Here is a 21,804-nt window from a genome sequence, read left to right on the forward strand (position 1 = left end):
GAGCCGCAATGACCGACCTGGACGAAGCACGGATCGAGGTGGTGCGCCGCCACATGGCGCTCGAGATCACGCACGACTGGGACGGCGTCCTCGCGACCTTCGACCATCCGCGTTACGAACTGATGGGCCCCGGGACGATCTTCGACGGCGAGGCCGCGGTGCGCTCCTATTTCGCGTCGTCGCGCGAACCCTTTCCCGACCAGGCGAACGAGGTCATCGCGATCGCCGCCGACGCCGCGACGAACACCGTGCTCGTCGAATTCTGGCTGACCGGCACGCACACCGGCCCGCTCAAGCTTGGTCTGCGCACGATCGAACCCACCGGCAAGGCCTTCCGCATCCGCATGGCGGCCAGCTTCGAATTCGCGCCGGGTGGCGACAAGATCGTTTGTGAGCGCCCCTATTACGACCAGTCGGCGGTGATGAAGGCGCTCGGCCTCTTCTGAAAAGGCGTTGCAAGGCGCAACCCGTCGCTATACCGCGACAGCCGAAGCGCCGCCCCGCGGCGACTCTCCCCATATCCCTCTCCCCTTGGGGGAGAGGGTTGCGAAGACTTGGCAGCTTGCTGCCTAGTCGAAGCTGGGTGAGGGGTATGCGAGCCTCCGGGCTCGCGCGAAGCTCCGCTTCGCCCACCCTCATCCAACTTCGACTAATCGCTTCGCGATAAGGCTGCGTATCCTTCTCCCCTCAAGGGAGAAAGGAATGAGATTTGAAAGCGACGAAGATGACCGATATTCCGAACAGTCTTCCCGATCACCACGGCTCGACGCTGCTTGCGGCGCCCGACGTCGAGGTCGACGCGCGCGAAGTCTTCGGGGTCGATATCGACATGAAGGTACCGGCGTTCAGCGAGGCCGACGAGCGCGTGCCCGACCTCGACCCCGCCTATGTCTTCGACGGCGACACGACGCTCGCGATCCTCGCCGGCTTCAAATACAACCGCCGCGTGATGGTGCAGGGCTATCACGGCACCGGCAAGTCGACGCATATCGAACAGGTCGCCGCGCGACTCAAATGGCCGTGCATCCGCGTCAACCTCGACGCGCATATCAGCCGCATCGACCTCGTCGGGCGCGACGCGATCGTGCTGCGCGATGGTCAGCAGGTCACCGAATTCCGGGAGGGCCTGCTGCCCTGGGCGCTGCAGACGCCGACGGCATTGGTTTTCGACGAATATGACGCGGGCCGACCCGACGTGATGTTCGTGATCCAGCGCGTGCTAGAGACCGAGGGCAAGCTCACGCTGCTCGACCAGAACCGGGTGATCCGCCCGAACCCGCATTTCCGCCTCTTCTCGACCGCGAACACCGTCGGGCTGGGCGACACGAGCGGACTTTATCACGGGACGCAACAGATCAACCAGGGCCAGATGGACCGCTGGAACATCGTCGTCACGCTGAACTATCTGCCCGCCGCGACCGAAAGCGCGATCATTCTCGCCAAGGTGCCCGATACCGACGAGGCCACCGTCGCCAATATGGTGAAGGTCGCGGATTTGACGCGGCAGGGCTTCATCAACGGCGACATCTCGACCGTGATGTCGCCGCGCACGGTGATCAGCTGGGCGCAGAACACCGCGATCTTCAATAATATCGGCTTCGCCTTCCGCCTCTCGTTCCTCAACAAGTGCGACGAGGCCGAGCGGATGATCGTTGCCGAATATTATCAGCGCGTATTTGGCGAAGACCTGCCCGAAGGCGTCATCGGCAAGTGATACGCAAGCGCCACCTTCTGGTGGCGTCCGCCGCTCTGTCGCTCGGCGGCTGCAGCATCGCGGCGGTCGATTATGGCAAGATCCGCCACGCCGAATATGTCGCCGACCCGCGCTGCACCGCGCAGCCGGGCGCGGCCGTCGATGGCGAAGCGCTGCCCTATTTCTTCGCGACGAGCCGCCTGCCCGATTGCCGCACCAGCGAGATCGAATTGCTCCGTCATCGCGGCGACCGCATCCGCTATGGCCGCTTCAACGCACCGCGCGAGGTCGTTGTTGGCAAGAAAAAGCGCTTCCTGCCCCCACTCGCCTTCCAGACGCCGGCCGACTGGTGGCGCGCGCTGCAGGCCGAGACCGACCGCAGACAGGGCCGCGTGCTGCTTTATATCCACGGCTATCGCGAAAATTTCTCCACGACGTCGAAGGACGCGGCGCAGATCGCGCGGATGACGGGTTTCGACGGCCCGATCATCGAATATAGCTGGCCGTCGCAAGGCAAGTTTCTGAGCTATGTCGTCGACGAGACGAACATGTATCACGACGTCCGCAATTTCCGCGATTTCCTGAAATCGCTGGCCGAGCAGAGCTGGGTCAAGGAAATCGTCGTCGTCTCGCACTCGCTCGGCGCGCGGCTGGTGATCCCCGCCATCGCCTATGTCGACCGCACTTCGAGCAGCGCCGACAGCAGCAATATTTCGAACGTCATCCTCGCCTCTCCCGACATCGACCGCGAGACGTTCGAGCGCGATATAGAGGACGAAGTGCTGTCGGCGCGGCGCGTCGCGGTGGGTCGCCGGATCACCGCCTATGTCTCGCGCGCCGACAAGGCGCTCGCCGCCTCGCGCGCGATCCATGGCTATCCGCGGCTCGGTTCGCCCTATTGCTTCAATCCGTTCGAGGCCGACGAGTTGAAGGCGAAGGGACTCCCCGAGCGCTGTTACCCCGTCTCGCGCCCGGGCTTCACCGTGATCGACACGACCGACGTGTCGCGCGGGTCGACCGGACACAGCAATTTTCTGCGCAGCGCGGTCGTGTGCCGCGATTTCATCGACGTCGTTGCGAACAAACAGGCCCGGCCTGAACGCGTCGCGACGCATCTCACGCATGTCTTCCGGCTGGTTCCCGATCCCGCGGTGCCGAAGGGCGGCGACGACGTGATCTGTCACCGGACGCCCGAGGCCGAAGCGCCGGAATAGCCCCTAAAAGCCGCACATGATCGCGAAGTTGGTGAGCCAGACGACCGGCCCTTCGCCGGTCCAGAGCCACAGCCCGCCGAGCGCGACAGCCACGAACAGCGCTAGCGCGATCCAGTCCTGCCGTGCGAGCTTCATGCCGATTGCGGCCGTTTGACCGGCGCGTCGGCGATCGGCAGGTGGACGAGCCCCGCGAGCAGCCCGAGCGCGATCGAGAAGCCCCAGGCGATATTGTAGCTGCCCGTGGCGTCGAAGATCAGCCCCGCCATCCACGCGCCAAAGAAGCTGCCGAGCTGGTGGCTTAGAAAGACGATGCCGTAGAGCATCGAGAGGTAGCGAATGCCGAAGATGCGCCCGACGATGCCGCTGGTGAGCGGCACGGTGCCGAGCCAGAGGAAACCCATGGCGCCCGCAAAGACGAGCGCGCTCGCGTGGCTCAATGGCAGGAACAGGAAGAGCGCGATCACCGCCGAGCGCGCCGTATAGAGCGCCGACAGCACATATTTCTGGCGCAACAGATCGCCGGCGCGGCCGAAGACGTACGAGCCCAGGATGTTGAACAGGCCGACGAGCGCGAGCACTTGCGCGCCGATCTCGATCCCCAGCCCCTTGTCGTCAAGATAGGCGGGGAGATGCGTCGCGATGAAGGCGATGTGGAATCCGCAGACGAAGAAGCCCGCGTTGAGCAGCCAATAGCCGCGGTGCGTCGACGCTTCGCGCAGCGCATCGCGCGCGGTCTGCTCCTCGGCCTGCATCGTGCCCGGCGTGTCGGTGCGCCCCGCGACACCGATCGCGAGCAGCCCGCATAGCGCGACGAGGCCCGCCATGATCCACAAGGTCTGGTGATAGCCGACGTCGCCGAGCAGCATGGACGCGAGCGGCACGACGAGGAACTGGCCGAGCGACCCGCCCGCGGTGACGATGCCGAAGGCGCCGCTGCGCTTTTCCGGACTCACGACGCGACCGACCGCGCCCAAAACCACGACGAAGGTCGTTGCCGACTGCGCCATGCCGATGAAGATACCGAAGCTGATATGCAGCCCGATCGCATCGGTCGCGAAGGCGGCGCCGATCAGCCCGAGCGCATAGAGCAACGCACCGAAAAAGACGACGCGCCCCGCGCCATGCTTGTCGGCGAGCGCGCCGACGAACGGCTGGACGAGGCCGAAAAGCAGGTTCTGGAGCGCCATCGCGAGCCCGAAGTCGGAGCGGCTGATGCCGATATCGACGCTCATCTGCGGCAGGAAAAGTCCGAACGACTGACGCACGCCCATCGCGAGCGTGACGATGAAGGCGGCGCAGGCGATGACGATCCACGGGCGCTTCATGGGGGAGAGTGCGGGGGAGTTCATGTCGCGGCGATGCGCCCACCTTCCGTGCCCGTCAAGCGAGCATAGCTATGGTCGCGCCCATTCGCTCTTTCGTCACCCCGGACTTGATCCGGGGTCCATGGCTTCACCCGCGGAACGGACCCCGGATCAAGTCCGGGGTGACGATTGCAATAAGCCTTGCTCTTCTCTTCCTTCCCGCATCAAAGCTGGTTAGAGCCGAGTCGAAATGTCTGCCCAATCTCCCCTCGACGATTTCAAGGCCGCGCTGTCGAGCGTTGCGCGCGCGGTCACCCGCGATGCCGAGGTCGAGGTCGGCTTTACCGCCGACGCCCCGGCGCAGATCGGCAAGGCGATCAAGGTACCGACTCCGTCGCGCACGCTGCCCGCCGATCAGGTCGCCGAAGCACGCGGCTTTGCCGACTCTTATGCTTTGCGGATGAAGCATCACAGCGACAAGATCCACAATGCCGCGCGCCCCGCCGAGCCGATTGCGGCCGCAGCATTCGACGCGATGGAACGCGCGCGGATCGAGGCATTGGGCGCGCGCCACATGGCCGGGATGCGCGGCAATCTGGCCGCCAGCCTGATGATGCGGATGCGCAGCGACCCGATCAGCCGCGCGCAGAACCGCGAAGACGTACCCATTTCGAGCGCGCTCGAATTGATGCTGCGCGAGGCGCTGACCGGCGAGCAGGCGCCGCAGGGGACCGAAACCGGCCTGTCGCTCGTGCGCGAATGGATTAGCAAGGAAGCGGGCGGCGACCTCACCGCGCTGTCGATGCAACTCGACGATCAGGCGGCCTTTGCCGAAACCGCGAAGCTCGCGCTTCGCCACCTCGACCTGATCCACAGCGACGAACCGCTCGAAGAAGGCAGCGAAGACGGCGGTGAGCGGGACGAGACCGAAGCCGAAGAGAGTCAGGAAGAGCAGGAAAGCGAAGACGGCGGTGCCGGCGAAAGCCAGGTTGACGCGCGCGCAGAAATGGCGGGCGATCAGGCCGACGATGGCGACAGCGACCCCGACGCGCAGGAGATGGAAGCCGACGGCGAGCCCGAAATGGGCGGCGAAGGCGACGAGGGCATGCTGCCCGTGCGCCCCAACCGCCTGCCGAGCGACATCCCCGATTTCAACTATCTGCGCTTCACCGAAAAGCATGACGAGATTATCGCCGCGACCGAGCTGTGCGACGCCGACGAACTGACACGGCTGCGCGCCTATCTCGACCAGCAGATGTCGCATCTGCAGGGCGCGGTGACCAAGCTCGCGAACCGGCTCCAGCGCCGGTTGATGGCGCAGCAAAACCGCGCGTGGGATTTCGACCAGGAGGAAGGCCAACTCGACGCCGCACGGCTCGCGCGCGTGATCGTCTCGCCGGGCCAGTCGCTGTCATACAAGATCGAGCGCGATACCGATTTCCGCGATACGGTCGTGACCTTGCTCATCGATAACAGCGGCTCGATGCGCGGGCGACCGATCAGCATCGCGGCGATCAGCGCCGACATCCTTGCGCGCACGCTCGAACGCTGCGGCGTGAAGACCGAAATCCTCGGCTTCACGACGCGGACGTGGAAGGGCGGACAGAGCCGCGAGGACTGGCTCGCCGCGGGACGCCCCGCCCACCCCGGCCGCCTCAACGACCTCCGCCACATCATCTACAAGCCCGCCGACGAACCCTATCGCCGCGCGCGCAAGTCGCTGGGCCTGATGATGCGCGAGGGGCTGCTCAAGGAAAATATCGACGGCGAGGCGCTGATGTGGGCGCATCAGCGGATCATCAATCGTCCCGAGGAGCGCCGCATCCTGATGGTGATTTCGGACGGCGCGCCCGTCGACGATTCGACGCTGTCGGTGAACCATGGCGCCTATCTCGACCAGCATTTGCGGCAGGTCATCGAATGGATCGAGAATCGCTCGCCGGTCGAGCTGTGCGCGATCGGCATCGGTCACGACGTCACGCGCTATTACAGCCGCGCCGTCACGATCATGGACGCCGAGCAACTCGGCGGCACGATGGTCGAACAGCTCGCGGGATTGTTCGACATCGATTGATCCTTAATGGGTCGGGGTGACAAGCCCTTTGCCCCTCGTTACAAATCCTTCCCGATGCAGCAGGGACTCGCGGCCTATGACGAGCGCCGCTGCAACGGACATGATGCTGAGGGGTCGCCGGCATGACTTGGGGCCGCACCGATGGGGTGCGAGGCTGGGGGGCGACTGTAGCATGAAAAAAGCATCCGACCTGTTCATCGAATGTCTCGAGGAAGAAGGCGTCGAGTATATTTTCGGCGTTCCGGGTGAAGAAAATCTCGATTTCCTCGACAGCCTCTCGCGCTCGAAGACGATCAAGCTGATCCTGACCCGCCACGAACAGGGCGCGGGCTTCATGGCCGCGACCTATGGCCGCCACACCGGCAAGACGGGCGTCTGCCTCGCAACGCTCGGCCCCGGCGCGACCAATTTCGTCACCGCGGCCGCTTATGCCCAGCTTGGCGGCATGCCGATGATGATGATCACCGGGCAAAAGCCGATCAAGAAATCGAAGCAAGGCCGGTTCCAGATCCTCGACGTCGTCGCGATGATGGGGCCGATCACCAAATATACCCACCAGATGGCCTCGTCGGACAATATCCCGAGCCGCGTGCGCGAGGCCTTCCGCCTCGCCGAAGAGGAAAAGCCCGGCGCGGTGCATATCGAACTGCCCGAGGATATCGCCGACGAACACACCGACTCGACGCCGCTGAAGCGCAGCCATTCGCGCCGCCCCAACGCCGATAGCAAATCGATCCGCGAGGCGGTGAAGGCGCTAGAGAATGCGAAGTCGCCGGTGCTCGTGATCGGGGCGGGCGCGAACCGCACGATGACCAGCCGCATGCTGCTGCAATTCATCGAGAAGACCGGCATCCCCTTCCTGACGACGCAGCTCGGCAAGGGCGTGATCGACGAGCGGCATCCGAAATTCCTCGGCTGCGCGGCGCTGTCGTCGGGCGATTTCGTCCACCGCGCGGTCGAAGCGTCCGACTGCATCGTCAATTTGGGTCACGACGTGATCGAGAAGCCGCCCTTCTTCATGCAGCGCGGGGAACCCACAGTCATTCATGTGTCGACCAAGACCGCAGAGGTCGACCCCGTCTATTTCCCCGAAATCGAGGTGATCGGCGACATCGCCAATGCGGTGTGGCAGATGAAGGAGGATATTGTCCCCAACGGCGGGTGGAAGTTCGACCATCTGCTCGCCTATCGCCAAGCCGAGGTTGAGCATACTGCGCCGCTGGCGAAGGACGACCGTTTCCCGATCTTTCCCCCGCACCTGGTCCAGTCGGTCCGCGACGCGATGCCCGACGACGGGATCATCTGTCTCGACAATGGCGTCTACAAAATCTGGTTCGCGCGCGGCTATACCGCGTGCAAGCCGAACACCGTGTTGCTCGACAATGCGCTCGCGACGATGGGCGCGGGGCTGCCGTCGGCGATGATGTCGGCGATGCTCTATCCGGAGCGCAAGGTCATGGCGATCTGCGGCGACGGCGGCTTCATGATGAACAGTCAGGAGATGGAGACCGCTGTGCGCCTCGGCCTCAACATCACCGTGCTGATCCTCAACGACAACAGCTATGGCATGATCCGCTGGAAACAGGCGAATATGGGCTTCAAGGATTGGGGCCTGACCTATGGCAACCCCGATTTCGTTAAATATGCCGAAAGCTATGGCGCCAAGGGGCACCGCGTCGAAAGTGCGGCGCATTTGAAGGAATTACTCGCGCATTGTTGCAACACACCGGGCGTCCACCTGATAGATTGTCCAGTGGATTATTCCGAGAATGATCAGATTTTGAACAACGACATCAAGAAGCTGTCGAAGCAGTTGTAAAGCTGTGCCCCCTCCCGCAGGCGGGAGGGGTCGCGAGGCTTGCTCGCTAGTCGCGGCGGGGTGGGCAACCGCACCGCTGCCGGCCCACCCCCAACCCCTCCCGCTTGCGGGAGGGGGGAGAACGACATGAAACTCAAGGACGTCTATCCGCTCTACCTCAACAACAAGGCGGTGCAGCCGAACACCGACCTGAAGGTGATCGACAAGTTCACCGGCGAGGTCGCGTTCCGGACCGCGCTCGCGACCCCCGACGTGATCGACGAAGCCATCGCCGGCGCGGTGTGCGCCGCCGAACCGATGGCGCGGCTCGCGAGTTTCGAGAAGCGCGACGTGCTGACCCATTGCGTCGGGCGCTTTCAGGAACGGTTCGACGAACTCGCCTATGCGCTGTGCGTCGAGGCGGGCAAGCCGATCGCCGATTCAGAGGGCGAGGTCACGCGCCTGATCGACACCTTCCGCATCGCGGCCGAGGAAGCGACGCGCAACTATGGCGAGGTCCAGCCGCTCGACATTTCGGCGCGCGCCAAGGGCTATATGGGGATGTGGAAGCGCGTGCCGATTGGGCCGTGCAGCTTCATCTCGCCGTTCAACTTCCCATTGAACCTCGCCGCGCACAAGATCGCGCCGGCGATCGCGATGGGCTGCCCCTTTGTGATGAAGCCCGCGTCGCTGACGCCATTGGGCGCGATCATCATGGGCGAGGTGCTCGCCGAATGCGACATCTTGCCCAAGGGCGCGTTCAGCATCCTGCCCGCGACGCGCGACGGCGCCGACCTGTTCACCACCGACGAACGGCTGAAATTGCTGAGCTTCACCGGCTCGCCCGGCGTCGGCTGGGATTTGAAGGCCAAGGCAGGCAAGAAGAAGGTCGTGCTCGAACTCGGCGGCAATGCCGCGGTGATCGTCGACAAGGACGCCGACCTCGACCATGCGCTCGCGCGGATCATCTTCGGCGCTTTCTATCAGTCGGGCCAGTCGTGCATCGGCGTCCAGCGCATCATCATCCACGCCGACATCTACGACAAGTTCCGCGACATGCTCGTCGCAAAGACCAAGACGCTGGTCGCGGGCGACCCCAAAAGCCGTGACACCTTCATCGGCCCGATGATCTCCGAAAAGGAAGCCGCGCGGCTCGACGACTGGATCCAGACCGCGGTCGCAGGCGGCGCGAGATTGCTCGTCGGCGGCAAGCGCGAGGGCGCAATGCTGCAGGCGACCCTGCTCGAAGATGTCGATCGCAGCGCCGATGCCTATCGCGAGGAAGCCTTCGGCCCGCTCGCCATATTGTCGAGCTTCACCGACTGGGATGAAGCGCTTGCCGAGATCAACGACAGCAAGTTCGGGCTGCAGGCCGGCCTCTTCACCAGCGACATCCACAAGGTGCTGGAGGCGTGGGATCATCTCGACGTCGGCGGCATCGTCGTCAACGACGTCTCCTCCTACCGCGTCGACAATATGCCCTATGGCGGGGTCAAGGACAGCGGGCTGGGCCGCGAAGGGATCCGCTTTGCGATGGAAGATATGAGCGAAATCAGGAATTTGGTGATCCGGCGAACCTGATTGGATCATGGTTAACCGGATATGTGTCAAATAGGCAATGTCACCAAAGCGCCTTCAAACTTTCTTCAAACTGTCGCGAGTTTGAATCGCACGCTGTAACAAAACTCCTGTCTAGGCCGTGGGCAGCCAAAAGCTGTTTACGGAGCACGACATGGCCTCGATTTCGACCCTGCCGATCCCCGCCCGGTTTCCCGACCCGTTCACCACCGATCCCCATATTCCCGAGCGCGTGATCGGCGAACGCCGCAGCTATCGCACCATATGGGTCAGCGACATCCACCTCGGCACGCGCGGCTGCAACGCGCCGCTGCTGATCGATTTCTTCGACCATGTCGACTGCGAGACGCTCTATCTCGTCGGCGACATCATCGACGGCTGGCGCCTCAAGAAGCGCCACTTCTGGCCGCCCGAACATAATGACGTCGTCTGGCGCGTTCTGAAGCGCGCGAAGCGCGGCACGCGCGTCGTCTATGTCCCCGGCAACCATGACGAGATGGTCCGCCCGTTCGACGGCTTCGATTTCGGCGGGGTCGAGATCCGCCGCGAGGCGATCCACGAAACCGCCGACGGCCGCAAACTGCTCATCGTCCATGGCGACGAATTCGATGCCGTGATGCTCGCGCACCGCTGGCTCGCCTTCGTCGGCGACGCCGCCTACACCGCGCTGATGAAGTGCAATGTCGTGGTCAATTGGGTCCGCGGCAAGCTCGGCCTGCCCTATTGGTCGCTGTCGATGGTCGCCAAGCACAAGGTCAAGAACGCCGTCCAGTTCATCGGTCGCTACGAAGAAGTCGTCGCCCACGCCGCGCGCTCGCGCGGGGTCGACGGCGTCGTGTGCGGTCACATCCACAGCGCCGAGATGCGCGAGATCGAGGGCACCGAATATTATAACGACGGCGACTGGGTCGAGGGCTGCACCGCGCTCGTCGAACATCATGACGGAACGATGGAAATCCTGCACTGGGCCGAGGAGGTCGCGGCGCGGAGCGCCCCGACGAAGCTCGCGCTGCCCGCCGCCGCATGAGGATATTGATCGTCACCGACGCGTGGGAGCCGCAGGTCAACGGCGTCGTCCGCACGCTGCAGGCAACGATCGGCGAACTGCGCTCGGCGGGGCATGAGGTTGGGGTGATCTCGCCCGATCTCTTCCGTTCGGTTCCCTGCCCCTCCTACCCCGAGATCCGCCTCGCCTTTGCCGGCCGGCGCGCGGTGGGACGCCGTATCCGCGCCTTCGCCCCGCAGGCGATCCACATCTCGACCGAGGGGCCGCTCGGCCTGGCCGCACGGCGCTGGTGCCTGCGGAACGGCTTTCCCTTCACCACCGCCTATCACACGCGCTTCCCCGAATATGTCGCGGCGCGGCTGCCGGTGTCACCAACGCTCGTCTGGCGCTTCATCCGCTGGTTCCATCGCCCGGCGGCGCACATCATGGTCGCGACGCGCAGCCTTGCGCGCGAACTCGCCGGGCAGGGTCTCGACCAGACAATGATGTGGGAGCGCGGTGTCGATCACAAGCTGTTCCGCCCCGACCGCGCGCCGCATCCAGCGTATGACGGACTCGCGCGGCCGATCCAGCTTTATGTCGGCCGCGTCGCAGTGGAAAAGAATATCAGCGCTTTCCTCGACAGCGATCGCTCGGGTTCAAAGGTCGTCGTCGGCGAAGGGCCTGCGCTCGCCGAACTCAAGGCGCGACATCCCGATGCGCTGTTCCTGGGCAAGCTGGGCGGTGAAATACTCGCGGCCGCTTATGCCGGCGCCGACGTCTTCGTCTTTCCCAGCCGCACCGACACCTTCGGGCTGGTGATCATCGAGGCGATGAGCTGCGGCACCCCCGTCGCCGCCTATCCGGTGCCCGGGCCGGGTGACATCGTGCGCGACCGAGCCGGCGCGCTCGACGAGGACCTGGGCCGCGCAATCGACACCGCGCTGCTATGCGACCGGAAAGACGCAGCGGCGCTCGGCGCGCGCTACAGTTGGCCCAATTGCACCGCGCAGTTCGTGAAGGCGCTGACGTTCTTACCGTCGGTGCCGGCAGTCGACATGGTCTCCACCCCGCACCTCGCCTAAAGCGCGATAGAAGGACGCGACCGGTTGCGGGATCATCTGGGGACTCCGAAATCCAGCTTCTCGCCGGCCGCATAGGCATTCCATGCCTGGCGCGTGCGAAAGCCGCCCTGTCCCTTGTCCCATGCCGAACCCGAAAAATAGACGAACGGCTTTCCGGGCGCGACGCGTAGCAGGACGAGTTGATTGTCCGCGTCGGCGCGTATTTCGGCGATCATCGCGGGATCAACCCGAATCGCGATCGCCATCCGTCCATGATCGCCGTCCGCGGGTCCCCACCACGAAAGCAGTCCTTTCGCCCGGTCCACCGTGAGTTCGCCGGCGCCCTGCCCCGTGGTCCGCTTGCCGATGCCGATCCCGACGAGCAACGGCTCGTCGCTGTCGGACGAGATGGTCGAGACCATGCGGGTGAAATGCGTTCCGAGCGGAAGCGTGAAGCGGCGCGTCTCCCAGACCTTGCGATCCACGTCGACCGGCCAGGGCGCATAATCGACGGTGAAATCGGCGGCCTGCCCACTTGCGGACAGGATGCGGTGGCGGACGTAGTTGCGCGACGTCCACAACTTGTTGTCGTGCCAGATGCCGAGCCCGCCGGCGCCGCGCGTCGAACCGACATTGTAGAAGTCGAGGCCCTCGCCGCGATAGCTGTGCTGGTCGCCGCTGCGCAGCTGGCGATCGGCGAAGGGCCAGCGCACGTTCTTGCCCCACGAATCGATTCCCGAGCCCGAGGGCGGTTCCGCCGCTTCGAGCGCATGGCCGTAAATCCGGTGCGCGGTGCGATCATTCTCCCACAATAGGTCGTCGTAGCGATAGTCGGCGCGGACGACCGCGGCCTGAGCTTCCCGGTCGGGTGGCGGCGGGAGCGGCCCCGCGACCGCCGGCATGTCCGGCGTCCCGGCCTCTTGCGCCGCAGGCATCGCCGGCGCCACCGCAAGCAAGAAGGCCATAGTCGCCGGGGCTCGCCCCTTTTTCCAGATGGTCGAAATCCGCGTCATATCTTTCTCCCTGGCAGCGATCCGATCGGGCGACGAACCCGCCTTATGTCACGCTGTGCGACGATGAGGCACCCTTGCAGCCATGACTCGTGGCCTGATGGACCAAATTTTTAAAATGAAATGAAATTATTTAAGTTGTCATATGACTTATAATCGCTACACTCAAGCGGATATGGCGCACAATGTGCCGAAAACGGGAGGACGGGCGCGTGAGGCAGGCTGGCAGCGACGCTGTGCATGACGACAGGCTTGCGCTTCGCAAACGGCGGCCGTCCCTCGTCGACGCCGCGTGCGAGCATATCCGCACCAGCATCATGTCGGGCGTGCATCCGCCCGGCGCCCAGCTCCCTACCGAGGCCGAATTCGTCGATGTGCTCGGCGTGAGCCGGACGGTGATTCGCGAAGCGATCGCCCGTCTCGCGGCGGCGGGACTGGTCGAGGCCCGGCAGGGGAAAGGGCTCTTCGTCAGCGAGACCGCGCGTTACCAGGCTTTCCAGGTCACGCGCGACGAGGTCGAGAATCTCAGCGATGTGATACAGCTCCTCGAACTCAGGCTCTGCGTCGAAACCGAGATGGCGGCGCTGGCGGCCGAGCGGCGCACCGAGGTCGACGTGATGAATATGCGCCAGCAGATCAGGATTCTGGGCGAGGCCGCGGTCGGCCTTGAGGATTCGGTCAAGGCCGATGTCGAATTCCACAACGCCATCGCCCGGGCGAGCAAGAACACCTATTACGCCAAGCTGATCGACTTCCTCGGCGTCCGCCTCGTTCCGCCGCGCTCGCTCTATCTGCGACAAGGCCAGGCCTATATCGGCGACAGTTACAAGGCGGTGATCAGCGCCGAGCATGAGGCGATCCTCGATGCCATCATCCACCGCGATTCCGACGCCGCGCGGGTGGCGGCGCGAACCCATATGAGCGGCAGCTTAAAACGGCACCGCGAACTTCACGACTTCATGTCGTCCAACAACCCGACGGGCTGAACCAGACCAAAACACAGACCTGCAGAAGAAACTCAGGCGCCGAATTACGTCCGGCAGAATAATCAGATCAATCTGCCAAACTTGTATGATGTCTTATAGGGAGAGGTCCATTGAAGGTCAGTCTTCGCGCCTCCGTGGCGCTGATCGCATTCGTATCGGGTGCACCCATGGCAATTGCGCAAACCGCGCCAGCCGCCGATCCGGCCGCGGGTGAAGGGCAGGACACGTCGGGCGACATCGTCGTCACCGGCATCCGCCAGAGCCTTTCGCGCGCCGCCGAGATCAAGCGCGAGTCGACCGCGGTGGTCGATTCGATCGTCGCCGAGGATATCGGCAAGCTTCCCGACCTCACCACCGCCTCGGCGCTCCAGCGCGTACCCGGCGTGCAGGTCGTCGTCGGCGGCAATAACGAGATTGTCGGCGCCCGCATTCGCGGCCTCGACGACATCGTCACCACGCTCAACGGGCGCGAGATTTTCACCGGCGTCGGCCGCGGCTTCTCGTTTCAGGATCTCCCGGCCGAAGCCCTTGCGGGGGTCGATGTCTACAAGTCCAATTCGGCCGAACGGATCGAAGGCGGCGTCGCTGGCGGCGTCAATATGCGCCTGCGCCGCGCGCTCGACTTCAAGGAGCTGACGATCGCGGGCAGCGCGCGCGCGACTTATCTGCAGGAAGCCGGTTCGAAGAACACGATCAATCCCGCGCTGAGCCTGCTCGTCGCCAACCGCTGGGCCGCGGGTGAGGGCGAGATCGCGGCGATGGTCGGCATATCCTATCAGCGCAACAAATATGCCCGGCCGATCGCGTGGAACGATTGGACACGCGCCACGAGCGCGGGCCCCGCGGGCTCGCCGCAGAATTTGCACGCGCCCACCGGCTTCGCCGCCGCCATCGAATTCGGCAAATATGAGCGACCGCAGGCCAATTTCTCGCTCGAATGGGCGCCCGACAGCGACACGACAATCTACGCCGAGGGGCTGTTCGCGGGCTATCGCGGCGACGTCTTCCAGGCGCGCCCGACCTTCCGCGCCTTCACCGGCACCTCGCTCGAGGCGACCGCGGGCGACACCTGTGAGGATTTCGCCGTCGGCCCCGACGGCTATTATTCGGGGAATGTGCGCAGCCCGGACAACCCGACGGGGACCGGCACGATCCGCGAACTGTGCAACGCCACAGGCTATACGGCGCGCAATATCGAATATTACACCGCGACCGTCGCGAACAAGTCGAGCACCGACATCTATGTGATCGCCACTGGCTTCAACAAGGAGATTGGCGCGCTCACCTGGAATACCGACATCTCCTATGAATCCTCGACCAACCGGAACGACAGCTTCCGCGTCGATATCGGCAAGCGCATCGACGAACTGGTCCTGGTCCGCGACGTCAACCATGAGGTCGAGGCGACGATGCCAGGCAATCCGATGAACGATCCCGAAGGCCTCGCCTTCGCCAACGGCATGAGCGAAAATATCAACCGCAGCCGAGGCACTTTGTGGGCCGTCATGAGCGACGCCAAATATGATTTCGACGGGATCCTCGACTATGTCCAGGCGGGCGTGCGCGTTGCGAAACGCAAGGCCGCGTTCGAGCAATATCTTGGCGGTCCGCCGGCCCCGGGCGGCTCGTTTGTGACGCCGCTCGACGGCGCGGGTCTTCCCGGCGATATTCTTTCGCAGGCCCCCGGCGTTCCGCAAATGAACGGCGGCGCCTCCTTCCTGCAGCTCGACCCCGACTATCTGGTTCAGGAATCGATCAAGCGACAGCTCAGGACGCTGTACGGCATCTCGCCCGACACGCCGGCGTTCGACCCGACGCGCGACTATGATGCGCAGGAAAAAAGCTATGCCGGCTTCCTGCAGGCGGGTTACGACATCGCGCTGACCGATACGATTTCGATCGACGGCATGGTCGGCGCGCGCCTGACCCGCACCGATCGCAACATCGCGGGTTCGGGCCGCGTGACCGATCCCGCGACCGGCACATCGCGCGTCGAACTCGTCCGGCGCTCGACCAGCGACACCGACCTGCTGCCCAACGCCAGCGCGCGCATCCAGTTCGGCGGCGGCCTCCAGTCGCGCTTCAACTATTCGAAGACACTTTCGCGGCCCAGCTTCGGCCAGCTCAACCCGGGCCTCAGCTATGTTGTCTCTTACGTCAACACGATCCAGAATTCCGGATCGGGCGGCAACCCCGACCTGCGGCCGCAAAAAGCCGACAGCTTCGACGCATCGCTCGAATATTATTTCGGCCGCAGCAACTATGTTTCGGTCGTCGGCTTCTATCGCGACATCAAGGACCGGATCATCAACGGGACCGAGGTCCGGACGATCGATGGTTTGCAATATGTGATCTCGACACCTCGCAATCTGGGTTCGGCCAAGATCAAGGGCGTCGAAGTCGGCGGCCAGCTGTTCCTCGACTTCCTTCCGGAAGGACTCGACGGCGCAGGCGTGATCGGAAACTTCACGGTCATAGACAGCGAGGTGACGACCCCCGGCGACCGGCTTCAGGGCCTGCCGCTGCTCGGCGTCTCCAAATACAATTACAATATCGGCCTGATTTACGAGAAATACGGCATTTCGGCGCGGATGATCTATACCTATCGCTCCCGATATTTCGACGGCGACATTACCAACGGCCTCTCGCTCCGGCCGGTTTCGATTCCCGTGGGACTCAACGGCATTCGCGCCGCCGGACGGCTTGACTTCGGCCTGAACTACGACGTGGCGCCGGGCATCACGGTTAGCCTCGCCGGTACGAACATCACGGGCCAGAAGACGCGCAACTTCGAATCGCGTGAGGATTTCGTTCGCGAAGTGCGGAACGACGACACAACCTACTCGCTCGGCGTACGCTTCAACTTCTGAGCCTGAACGTGAATGCCGGCATAAAAAGGAGGATGACTTGAACAGAAAACGGATGTTCGCGGCGCTCGGGCTAGCGACGGCTTTGACCGCCGGCAGCTTTGCCCTCGCAGGTGCGGCGCAGGCGCAGACGGCGGCCACGATTCTCAACCAGCCCGGCAAGGCATTGCCCGGCGGCGTGCGCGCCACGCGGACGCAGGATTCGGTGACGATAGACTGGCCGTCGGCGCAGGATGAGCGAGCGCAGCTTGTCCTGTCGCTCGATCCGGGCAAACCGCTGATCGAAGCGGTCTCGATAGCCGGCAGGCCGGTGCTCGGCGGCCTCGATCCCGCCGGTGTCGTAACCGTCGGCACCCGCGACCTCAAGCAGGGCTGGACGATCTTTTTCGACAACCCCCGCAAGCGGCCGTTCGAAAGCTTCCCGCTCACCTTGTCGCGCAGCGACATCAGCGTCCGCGCGGAGGGCGGCAATACCAAGGTGATCGTCGGCGGCGCGGCGGCCGGCCCCTTCTCGGGCACCTACGAATTCACCATCTATCCGGGCTCAAGGCTCGTCCGCGCCGCGATGGTGATGTCGACCAAGCGCGAGGCCACCGCCTACACCTTCGATGCCGGTCTCGGCGTCGCTTCCTCGGCCGCCCTGCCGTGGCGCTCGATCGCCTTCACCGACACCAGCGATACGATGGTACGCAAGAAAGGCGATGCTTCGCGGGGGCCCGCGATCTCGCCCAAGGTGCGTGCGCGAATGATCGTCGCGGAAGGACCGTCGGGCGGATCGTTGGGCATCGTCCCGCCGCCGCACCAATTCTACTACCCGCTCGACTATGCCAACAACGACAATTCGGCGTGGTACGGCAATGATTATCGCAACCTCGACGGCCGCACGAGTTTCGGCGTACGCCAGACTCTCGAAGGCGACCGGCGCTATGTGCCGTGGGTGAACGCGCCGCCCGGCACGATGCAGGACATGGGCGTGTTCCTGTTGCCCGACAGCGGAGATGCGGCCAGCGTCACCAAGGCTGCGCTCGCTTATACCCGCGGCGATCGCTTCAAGGCGCTCGACGGGCACCGCACCTTCACCAGCCACTATCATGTCGAGCACACCGAAGCCTATCTGAACACGCAGCGCTTCCAGCAATCGACGAGGGTGCCCGACGGGCTCGAGGCGCCCGAGTTCGTCAAACGCTTCAAGAACATGAACGTCGAGATCGTCCACCTGGCCGAGCTTCACTTGGGGCGCGAGGCGCTCGATCGCGCCGGCGACCGGCTGACCTTGCTCAAGACGATGCACGCGGAGACCGCGCGGCTGTCGGACGACAAGCTGCTGTTGCTCCCGGGCGAGGAACCCAACGTCCATCTCGGCGGGCACTGGATCAGCTTCTTCCCCAAGCCGGTCTATTGGACGCTCGACCGCAAGGAAGGGCAGCCCTTCGTCGAAAGTGATCCCGAATTGGGCAAGGTCTATCATGTCGGCTCGCAGGCGGATGTCCTGAAGCTGATGCAGGACGAGAAGGGCCTGATGTGGACCGCGCACCCGCGGATCAAGGGCTCGCTGGGCTTCCCCGACAAGCACAAGGACACACCCTTCTTCAAGAGCGACCGCTTCCTCGGCGGCGCGTGGAAGAATATGCCGGTGGACTATTCGCAGCCGCGCCTCGGCTGGCGCGTGCTCGATACACTCGACGACATGAACAATTGGGCGACGAAACCGTCCGAGCGCAAGTTCACCCCCGGCGAGGTCGACGTGTTCCAGCTCTCCGAAGAGAGCGAGCTCTATGCGCATATGAATATCAACTACCTGCGGCTCGACGGGCCGTTGCCGCGCTATTCCGATGGCTGGCAGAGCGTGCTCGACGCGCTGCGCGGGGGGCACTTCTTCACCACCACCGGCGAGGTACTGATCCCCGAATTCACGATCGACGGCGCGAAGAGCGGCGGGGAAGCCGCCTTTGGGCGGAATACGACGGTGCGTGCGAAGATCGAATGGACCTTCCCGCCCGCCTTCGCCGAGATCGTCAGCGGCGACGGCAGCAAGGTCTATCGTGAGCGCATCGACCTCACCGGCGCCGCCCCTTTCGGAAGCCGCACGATCGAGAAGCGCCTCGATCTCAGCGGCCGCAAATGGGCGCGCATCGAAGTGTGGGACGTCGCGACGAACGGCGCGTTCACGCCGCCGGTCTTCCGGAAAACGAAATAGCCCTCCCCCCTGCCCGTGCAGTCGTCAGCGCTTCGCGCTCTGGCGACTGCACGCGGCCCTTTTGAATCGGACCGGGCTCCCGGTGCGCCGGCCCGGCCCTTCTTTGGAGCAGTCATGTTCGATCGAACCTATTACGCCACTCATCCGGACATGATGGCGTGCGTGTCCAATGACGAACTGCGCGATCGCTATCTCATTCAAAATTTGTTCCGCCCAAACCGGTGCGTGCTCAACTATACGCATGCCGACCGGCTGGTGATCGGCGGCGTGCTGGTCGAGAGCGGGAGCGTCAAGCTACCCGATCAATCGGAGCCCCCTTCGGCAGCCGGCCACCCGTTCCTCGAGCGACGCGAACTCGGTATCGTCAATGTTGGCCGGATCGATGGAACCGTGACCGTCGACGGCGAGCTGTTCGTGCTCGGCGCGAAGGATAGCCTGTATGTCACGATGGGCGCGAAGAACGTCAGCTTCTCCGGCGACGGCGCCCGCTTCTATCTCGCCTCCTCCCCCGCGCATCGTGCCTTCGATACACGCAAACTGCCGCTCGCCGACGCCAAGATGCTCGAGCGCGGCAGCTTGGCGACCGCCAACGACCGGACGATCCACCAGCTCGTCATCCCCGGCGTGTGCGATAGCGCGCAGCTGGCGATGGGTCTTACGATCCTCAAGCCGGGAAGCGTGTGGAACACGATGCCGCCGCATGTGCACGAACGCCGGAGCGAGATCTATTTCTACTTCGATCTCGACGATCCCGAACAGGGCCGCGTGATGCACTTCATGGGGCAAGGCGACGCCACGCGTCATATCGTAATGACGGATGGCGAGGCCGTGATCTCTCCGCCCTGGTCGATCCACATGGGCGTGGGGACCAGTGCCTACGCGTTCATCTGGGTCATGGCGGGTGAGAACCAGGACTATGACGACATGAACATCCTCGACATCTGCCAACTTCAGTAGGGGCGGCATTCGCCGACCGTTCCGGCGACCCTAATCGACGCGGCGGAACCGGATGGCCGTGCCGCCGCCCGGCGCGAGGCGCAATGTCAGCGTGTCGGCGCTGGTGACCATGCGCTTTTCGATCGTCAGCGCGCCCGGGTTGCTGCGATAATCGGCGCCGGGGCCGTCGGCGTAGATTTGCGCCTCGTACCGCGCGCCCGGCGCGAGGAAGGCCAGCGGCTGCCGCAATTCGCGCGCCTCTTCGTCGCCGATCGCGCCCAGATACCAATCGGTTTTGCCGCGCTGCTGCCGCGCGACGACGACATAGTCGCCGATCGCGCCCTGCAGCGTCCTCGACTGTTCCCAATCGGCGGGGACGTCGCGGATGAACCGGAAGGCGTCGGGGCGCGCCTCGTAATTTTCGGGGAGGTCGGCGGCCATCTGGATCGGCGAATAGATGACGACATATTCGGCGAGCTGGGTCGCAAGCGTCGATTGCACGCGCCGCGTCAGATCGATGCCGCCGCGCGCGATGTCGAAGATACCCGGAGTATAATCCATCGGCCCGCCGAGCATCCGCGTGAAGGGCAGGATCGTCATATGCTCGGGCGGATTGGTCGGATTGCCCCAAGCGTTGAACTCCTGCCCGCGCGCGCCCTCGCGGCTCACCCAATTGGGCCAGGTGCGGCGCAGCCCGGTATCCTTCACCGGCTCGTGCGTGTTGATCGCGATGCGACGCTCTGCCGCGCGCTTCACGACGTCGAGATGGTGGCGCACCATATATTGGCCGGCGAACCATTGCATCCCGCCGTCGCCGTCGACGATCGTCCCACTGTGGCGGACATAGCCGGTCTTGATCAACGACACGCCATGGTCGGCATAGAGTTTGAGCGCAGCGCCCAGCTGCCGCGCATAATTTTCGACCCCGCCGCCCGTTTCGTGATGGCCGATCAGCTTGACGCCCTTCGCCTTGCCGTAGCGGGTGATCTCGGCAAGGTCGAAATCGGGATAGGCGCGGGTGAAGCTGAATTTGTCGCCATTGGCGATCCAGTCGCCGTCCCAACCCTTATTCCACCCTTCGACCAGCACGCCGTCGAAGCCGTATTGGGCGGCGAAGTCGATGTATCGCTTCACATTCGGGGTGTTCGCGCCGTGCTTCGGCCCGCTGCCCCAGGTCGACTTCTCGAGATGCATTTCCCACCAGATGCCGACATATTTGCCCGGCTTGAACCATTGGCCGATGGTCGGAACCTGGCTCGGCTCGTTGAGGTTAAGCGTGATCCGGCTGTCGACGAGCGCACCGGGCGTTTCGCCGACGAGCACCGTGCGCCACGGCGTTGTGAACGGTCCCGTCTTTTTCTCGAGCACGCCATCGGGCCAGGGCATCAGCCACGCATCATAGGTGCCCGCGCCGTCGCCCCGAAGCAGCATCGAGGGAAAGTCGACGAGCGCGGCCTCGTGAAAGCTGAGATAGAGGCCGTTGTCACCCTTCAGCGTCAGCGGGGTTTCGGCCAGCGTGACGCGCCGAGCGTCGGTCTGTTTATAGAGATATTCGTCGCGTTCCTGTCCCAGCCCTTCGTACCACCAGGCCTGATAGGCGCCGACGGTGCGGAACTGGCTGTGGTCGGCGACCACCGACACCGCCTGCCCGGCAGGGATCGCGCCATAATCATAACGGAAGCCGAAGCCGTCGTCGAAGAGGCGGAAGGTCACGCCGACCGCCCGGTTGAGCGGCGTGTCGCCCGCGAGCGTCACCGACAGCTGATTGTGACGGTCGCGGATCAGCCTTTGCTCGCCCCACGGCTGTTCCCATGTCGTATCGACCGCGCTTCGCCTGGCGGCGCCGAGGCCCGCGAAGCGCGGATCGGCCTCGCCCGCGAAGCGCAGCCCGAGCCGCGACGGCGCGATGACCGTCACGTCGCCGCGCGTCACCCGATAAAGCGCCTCGCCATTTTCGACCGAAACGCACAGCTCGAGTATCTTGCCAGGGGACTGCGCACATTCGCGCGCCGCGGCGGGCGAAGCCATCGCGAGCATCGAGAGGCCGAACATGGGAAGCGTCTTCAGGATCATATTGTCTCTCATGCTGGGGGGAAGG

The 21,804-nt window shown here is 64.2% G+C and carries 16 protein-coding genes; 12 read left to right on the forward strand and 4 right to left on the reverse strand.

The features are described 5' to 3' along the window. Positions 1-8 precede the first annotated feature (8 nt). The 3 genes from E5675_RS14080 to E5675_RS14090 all read left to right on the forward strand — a co-directional run bounded on the left by E5675_RS14080 (position 9) and on the right by E5675_RS14090 (position 2,907). The gene (locus tag E5675_RS14080) at positions 9-446 is read left to right on the forward strand and encodes a nuclear transport factor 2 family protein (RefSeq protein WP_037556481.1); all 438 of its coding nucleotides are present in this window, start codon (positions 9-11) and stop codon (positions 444-446) included. A 278-nt stretch (positions 447-724) separates the two neighbouring features. Further along, positions 725-1,714, forward strand: a complete 990-nt coding sequence (gene cobS / locus E5675_RS14085; protein WP_136175067.1) for a cobaltochelatase subunit CobS — start codon at positions 725-727, stop codon at positions 1,712-1,714. Beyond that, positions 1,711-2,907, forward strand: a complete 1,197-nt coding sequence (locus E5675_RS14090; RefSeq protein ID WP_136175068.1) for an alpha/beta hydrolase — start codon at positions 1,711-1,713, stop codon at positions 2,905-2,907. Before cobS ends, E5675_RS14090 begins: the two co-directional genes overlap by 4 nt. A gap of 3 nt (positions 2,908-2,910) precedes the next feature. Here the strand turns inward: E5675_RS14090 and E5675_RS21915 are convergent, their stop codons facing one another. After that, complete coding sequence (locus tag E5675_RS21915; RefSeq protein ID WP_268746863.1) at positions 2,911-3,042, reverse strand: hypothetical protein; 132 nt, start codon at positions 3,040-3,042, stop codon at positions 2,911-2,913. Then, positions 3,039-4,256, reverse strand: coding sequence for an MFS transporter (locus E5675_RS14095; protein ID WP_136175069.1), 1,218 nt, complete (start codon positions 4,254-4,256; stop codon positions 3,039-3,041). Before E5675_RS14095 ends, E5675_RS21915 begins: the two co-directional genes overlap by 4 nt. 205 nt (positions 4,257-4,461) lie before the next feature. Here E5675_RS14095 and cobT point away from each other — a divergent pair, with 205 nt between their 5' ends. The 5 genes from cobT to E5675_RS14120 all read left to right on the forward strand — a co-directional run bounded on the left by cobT (position 4,462) and on the right by E5675_RS14120 (position 11,731). Further along, positions 4,462-6,285, forward strand: coding sequence for a cobaltochelatase subunit CobT (cobT, locus tag E5675_RS14100; protein ID WP_136175070.1), 1,824 nt, complete (start codon positions 4,462-4,464; stop codon positions 6,283-6,285). Positions 6,286-6,457: 172 nt separating this feature from the next. Beyond that, positions 6,458-8,104, forward strand: coding sequence for an acetolactate synthase large subunit (locus tag E5675_RS14105; protein ID WP_136175071.1), 1,647 nt, complete (start codon positions 6,458-6,460; stop codon positions 8,102-8,104). 126 nt (positions 8,105-8,230) lie between these two features. Beyond that, a complete protein-coding gene (locus tag E5675_RS14110; RefSeq protein WP_136175072.1) occupies positions 8,231-9,664 on the forward strand; it encodes an aldehyde dehydrogenase family protein in 1,434 nt (477 codons plus the stop codon). A gap of 151 nt (positions 9,665-9,815) precedes the next feature. After that, positions 9,816-10,688 carry a UDP-2,3-diacylglucosamine diphosphatase gene (locus tag E5675_RS14115; RefSeq protein ID WP_136175073.1) on the forward strand — a complete coding sequence of 291 codons (873 nt, stop codon included), beginning with the start codon at positions 9,816-9,818 and terminating at the stop codon, positions 10,686-10,688. Next, entirely contained in the window at positions 10,685-11,731 is a 1,047-nt protein-coding gene (locus E5675_RS14120) for a glycosyltransferase family 1 protein (protein WP_136175074.1), read from the forward strand. The genes E5675_RS14115 and E5675_RS14120 overlap by 4 nt, the downstream gene beginning before the upstream one ends. 32 nt (positions 11,732-11,763) lie before the next feature. On the opposite strand, the gene E5675_RS14125 is transcribed toward E5675_RS14120, so the two are convergent. Continuing rightward, positions 11,764-12,723 carry a DUF4861 family protein gene (locus E5675_RS14125; protein ID WP_168707867.1) on the reverse strand — a complete coding sequence of 320 codons (960 nt, stop codon included), beginning with the start codon at positions 12,721-12,723 and terminating at the stop codon, positions 11,764-11,766. A gap of 209 nt (positions 12,724-12,932) precedes the next feature. On the opposite strand from E5675_RS14125, the gene E5675_RS14130 reads away from it, so the two are divergent. The 4 genes from E5675_RS14130 (at position 12,933) to kduI (ending at position 19,727) form a co-directional block, all read left to right on the forward strand. Beyond that, positions 12,933-13,706 carry a FadR/GntR family transcriptional regulator gene (locus tag E5675_RS14130; protein WP_247594627.1) on the forward strand — a complete coding sequence of 258 codons (774 nt, stop codon included), beginning with the start codon at positions 12,933-12,935 and terminating at the stop codon, positions 13,704-13,706. A gap of 167 nt (positions 13,707-13,873) precedes the next feature. Continuing rightward, positions 13,874-16,576, forward strand: coding sequence for a TonB-dependent receptor (locus E5675_RS14135; RefSeq protein ID WP_136175077.1), 2,703 nt, complete (start codon positions 13,874-13,876; stop codon positions 16,574-16,576). Between the two features lie 37 nt (positions 16,577-16,613). Continuing rightward, complete coding sequence (locus E5675_RS14140) at positions 16,614-18,770, forward strand: hypothetical protein (RefSeq protein WP_136175078.1); 2,157 nt, start codon at positions 16,614-16,616, stop codon at positions 18,768-18,770. A 114-nt stretch (positions 18,771-18,884) separates the two neighbouring features. Next, positions 18,885-19,727, forward strand: coding sequence for a 5-dehydro-4-deoxy-D-glucuronate isomerase (gene kduI / locus E5675_RS14145; protein WP_136175079.1), 843 nt, complete (start codon positions 18,885-18,887; stop codon positions 19,725-19,727). A gap of 30 nt (positions 19,728-19,757) precedes the next feature. On the opposite strand, the gene E5675_RS14150 is transcribed toward kduI, so the two are convergent. Beyond that, the gene (locus tag E5675_RS14150) at positions 19,758-21,779 is read right to left on the reverse strand and encodes a glycoside hydrolase family 97 protein (protein WP_136175080.1); all 2,022 of its coding nucleotides are present in this window, start codon (positions 21,777-21,779) and stop codon (positions 19,758-19,760) included. Positions 21,780-21,804: the final 25 nt, after the last annotated feature.

This window comes from Sphingopyxis sp. PAMC25046 (genome assembly GCF_004795895.1).
In the GTDB taxonomy this organism is placed as follows: domain Bacteria; phylum Pseudomonadota; class Alphaproteobacteria; order Sphingomonadales; family Sphingomonadaceae; genus Sphingopyxis.

Coding starts and splice junctions, on each gene's coding strand:
- E5675_RS14080 (WP_037556481.1), top strand. CDS start 9: ATGACCGACCTGGACGAAGCACGGATCGAGGTGGTGCGCCGCCACATG.
- E5675_RS14095 (WP_136175069.1), bottom strand. CDS start 4,256: ATGAACTCCCCCGCACTCTCCCCCATGAAGCGCCCGTGGATCGTCATC.
- E5675_RS21915 (WP_268746863.1), bottom strand. CDS start 3,042: ATGAAGCTCGCACGGCAGGACTGGATCGCGCTAGCGCTGTTCGTGGCT.
- E5675_RS14110 (WP_136175072.1), top strand. CDS start 8,231: ATGAAACTCAAGGACGTCTATCCGCTCTACCTCAACAACAAGGCGGTG.
- E5675_RS14120 (WP_136175074.1), top strand. CDS start 10,685: ATGAGGATATTGATCGTCACCGACGCGTGGGAGCCGCAGGTCAACGGC.
- cobS (WP_136175067.1), top strand. CDS start 725: ATGACCGATATTCCGAACAGTCTTCCCGATCACCACGGCTCGACGCTG.
- kduI (WP_136175079.1), top strand. CDS start 18,885: ATGTTCGATCGAACCTATTACGCCACTCATCCGGACATGATGGCGTGC.
- E5675_RS14135 (WP_136175077.1), top strand. CDS start 13,874: ATGGCAATTGCGCAAACCGCGCCAGCCGCCGATCCGGCCGCGGGTGAA.
- E5675_RS14150 (WP_136175080.1), bottom strand. CDS start 21,779: ATGATCCTGAAGACGCTTCCCATGTTCGGCCTCTCGATGCTCGCGATG.
- E5675_RS14105 (WP_136175071.1), top strand. CDS start 6,458: ATGAAAAAAGCATCCGACCTGTTCATCGAATGTCTCGAGGAAGAAGGC.
- E5675_RS14125 (WP_168707867.1), bottom strand. CDS start 12,723: ATGACGCGGATTTCGACCATCTGGAAAAAGGGGCGAGCCCCGGCGACT.
- E5675_RS14115 (WP_136175073.1), top strand. CDS start 9,816: ATGGCCTCGATTTCGACCCTGCCGATCCCCGCCCGGTTTCCCGACCCG.
- cobT (WP_136175070.1), top strand. CDS start 4,462: ATGTCTGCCCAATCTCCCCTCGACGATTTCAAGGCCGCGCTGTCGAGC.